This window comes from Zoogloea sp. 1C4 (assembly GCF_009469605.1).
Classification (GTDB): Bacteria; Pseudomonadota; Gammaproteobacteria; order Burkholderiales; family Rhodocyclaceae; genus Zoogloea; species Zoogloea oryzae.
On the sequence record NZ_SSXU01000056.1, the window covers coordinates 1 to 3,194 of the forward strand.

General features: G+C 30.7%; 4 protein-coding genes. All 4 read left to right on the plus strand.

What is annotated here, in order from left to right:
• Positions 1 to 141: 141 nt before the first annotated feature.
• The gene (locus GH681_RS22555; protein ID WP_153163747.1) at positions 142 to 1,080 is read left to right on the plus strand and encodes a hypothetical protein; all 939 of its coding nucleotides are present in this window, start codon (positions 142 to 144) and stop codon (positions 1,078 to 1,080) included.
• 45 nt (positions 1,081 to 1,125) lie between these two features.
• Entirely contained in the window at positions 1,126 to 1,395 is a 270-nt protein-coding gene (locus GH681_RS22560) for a hypothetical protein (protein WP_153163748.1), read from the plus strand.
• Between the two features lie 137 nt (positions 1,396 to 1,532).
• Positions 1,533 to 2,015, plus strand: a complete 483-nt coding sequence (locus GH681_RS22565; RefSeq protein WP_153163749.1) for a hypothetical protein — start codon at positions 1,533 to 1,535, stop codon at positions 2,013 to 2,015.
• Positions 2,016 to 2,561: 546 nt separating this feature from the next.
• Entirely contained in the window at positions 2,562 to 3,185 is a 624-nt protein-coding gene (locus GH681_RS22570) for an NUMOD4 domain-containing protein (protein ID WP_153163750.1), read from the plus strand.
• The last annotated feature ends 9 nt before the right edge of the window (positions 3,186 to 3,194 follow it).

Here is a 3,194-nt window from a genome sequence, read left to right on the forward strand (position 1 = left end):
TCTACTAAGAAGGCAATAGCTAAGTATTAGAATGATTATACTCAGTATTAGAACTATAGTAATTTAACTATTATAGACTATGTAGTATATCAAGGTAATGTGTACTTAGCTAAACAGAATAATACTAGTTAGACACCCAGTATGACTAGCAGTTATTGGAATATATCTTCTAAGCAAGAAATACTAACAGTAAATAACTTACTAGCTAACAATGCTAAGTTAGGTGACTTTAACTTTAGTGGAAGTGTATTTACTTCTAATAATGGTAAACTGTCAATGAATAGTAATACTGGTAGGTTTGTTTGTACAGACGTTAATATTACTGGTAGCATAACAGCTACTTCTGGTACATTTAATGGTACTGTAAATGCATCTGGTGGTAATTTTAGTTCTGTAAAAATAAATAGTGGTCAGATTGCTGGATTTGAAATAAGTGGAAATCATATTGGTAGTAGTGCAACAGCAAGTGGTTCTGGTGGTGGTCTCAGTATAAATCCAGATTTCATTAGAGTTGGTAATAGTACATCATATGTTATGATAGGTAGCGATACTGTTCCTGCTACAGTTGGTGGTGCTTTTACAGCTACAGGTAGATTTGTAAATCATAATTACAATGCTTCTACGGCTTATGGTTTCGATTCAGCTAATTATGGTTTATATGTAGATGTTGCAAATGGTACTAAAAATTATGCATTATATTCACCAAATGCTGCTGTTAGAGCAGCTGCTGTATATGGCGATACTATAAATGTAGTAAATATTACTGGTAGTACTTATAAATTAGATATGAGTAAAGGTAATATAATAATGATTAGAGCCAATAGAGAATATACCGTTAACCTTCCAAATGCTAATGCAGTAGCTAGTATGTTTGGGTACAATAGCTTACCTACATACTTTGCAATACATGTTAGAATTATGATTCACCCAGATACTTCTGGTGTTACTATATCTGGTTACTTTAGACCAAATAATACTGTAAATCAATCTGTATATTTACATCCAGGTAACTCTATGGGATTCTTGGTTACTAATTATCCAAGTTTTAGATGGGTAGAAACAGATTATGCAGGACAATAATTTTAAATAGTATTTATTATGAATATTGATTTTAAGAAATTTAAAGTGTACGATACTTTAGATAAAACAACACCTATTATATTAGATATATCTAAAGAGTTAGCTAACGGTTTATACAAGACTGCACAAGGTATAGATGGTCACGCTTTAGCATTAAAAATATATAATTCTACAGGTGAGGAAGATTATAATGATCTAGAAATAGAGTTAATAGCTAAATACGCTAATCAATATGGTACTCCTTTCTTTATAGATGCTTTAAACAGTATTAAGAATGAACAATCAATTACACAATCAGATCAAACAACTGAGTGATAGAGAACTACTAGAGGGCATCTATTAGATGCTCCTAGTAGTAATGTAGGAGCAATTAGTTAGTGATAGTAAGCAATTAGGTATAAATGTTATAGCTGATTTATTAGTAGATAATATGTATAGAAATAGAGAAAGAAATGAAAATAATAACAATGCGCCATATCTTGGGCAACAAAGTATTGCAATATGATGTTGATGACAGAGGAGTTATCGTAGATGAGAGAGAAATTGATAGAGACGATATGTCAAAGCCTGTAGATGTTTATGCGGTAAATTTTAATGACTGGAGACCGCATCCCTCTGTAAATGCTGATATAATTATAACAAGCACCTCATTTGTCATAACTAGATTTGCTACACTGAACGATACAGTAAAGTGCTACATTCCTGACCAAACAAAAAATTTCCCAGGAATGAAAGTGGAAGTGAAAGGTATAGTTGACGGGCAGGAATTATACTGGGGATATAGTGCTAATGTAAAATTAGTTAATATCACACAAGACGGAACCTATGATATTCCGCCATTGGAAATCGTAAAAGGTAATTTGTCATTCAGAAACGGCAATATTGTCGGTGCTTGTAACATTACCATCACTTATCTACCGTTACGACAGCAATAAGTTAAGTGAAACATTAAATAGCGAAGTATGGACAGAAATGAATTAATAGACAAATTAAAACCTTATTTTAAAGTAAGTGAATTAGTATGCCCTCATTGCTATTCCAAGTTTGGTGAATCTTCATGGTAGTTTATAAGTACAGAATTACTTAGTACTTTGTATATACTACGTACTAAGATATTCAATAAACCTATTACCATTAATACTTGGAAAGCAGGTGGATAGTTCTCATAGAGAGGATTACGTTGTAATATGTGTTAGTTAGTAAAGAATAAAAGTAGTATTTACTTATCTGCACACTGTTTAGGTAAAGCAATAGATTTTAATGTAAAGGATTTAGATAGTAATGCAGTGAATAACATAGTAAGATAGAATGCTGAATTATTTGAATACCCTATTAGATTAGAAGCTAATACTGATGGATGGTCTCATTGTGATTGTTATGTTCCTTATAACTCTAAGGAAAAGATAGTAATTTTTACAGCATAAAACTATAACCATATAGATACATTGACGTTACACATAAATGTGTAAAATAAATTATATATGGAAGAAATTTGGAAAGACGTAAAAGGTTTTGAAAGTTTATATATGGTTAGTAATTTAGGGAGAGTTAAAAATGTTCCACATTATGTTACTAGAAAATATTATAGACCTTCTACTGGAGATAATATTGAAGATAAATTGTATATAAAAGAAGTGTTGTTAAATCCTAAAAAGAAGTACCATCATAAAGATAGAGGGATATATAACTATTTCTATTATGGAGTAAGTCTTCGTAAAGATGGTAAGTATTACAACAAATCAATACATCGTTTAGTGGCAGAAGCTTTCTTACCTAATCCTAACAATCTACCTTGTGTAAATCACAAAGATGAGAATAAATTAAATAATTGTGTAGATAATTTAGAATGGTGTACTTATCAACACAATAATGTTTGGAAAAATAGATTAGCTAAAAGTTTAGAAACGTTTAATGCAAATCCTAAAAATAGAAGGAAAGTATATCAATATACAAAAGATGGAGCATTCATTAAAGAATATGAATCTGTAAAAGAAGCTACTAAAGAAATGGGTTTAAAGCACAGTAGTGGAATATATCTTAGCTGTAATCATAATAATTGCTACGCAAGAGGCTTTAAATGGTCTTTTAACTCTCCTTCCTTATAAATGCATCAT

Bases quoted from the DNA above. Each gene is read 5' to 3' on its own strand.
- GH681_RS22555 (WP_153163747.1), top strand. From the start codon at position 142: ATGACTAGCAGTTATTGGAATATATCTTCTAAGCAAGAAATACTAACA.
- GH681_RS22565 (WP_153163749.1), top strand. From the start codon at position 1,533: ATGAAAATAATAACAATGCGCCATATCTTGGGCAACAAAGTATTGCAA.
- GH681_RS22570 (WP_153163750.1), top strand. From the start codon at position 2,562: ATGGAAGAAATTTGGAAAGACGTAAAAGGTTTTGAAAGTTTATATATG.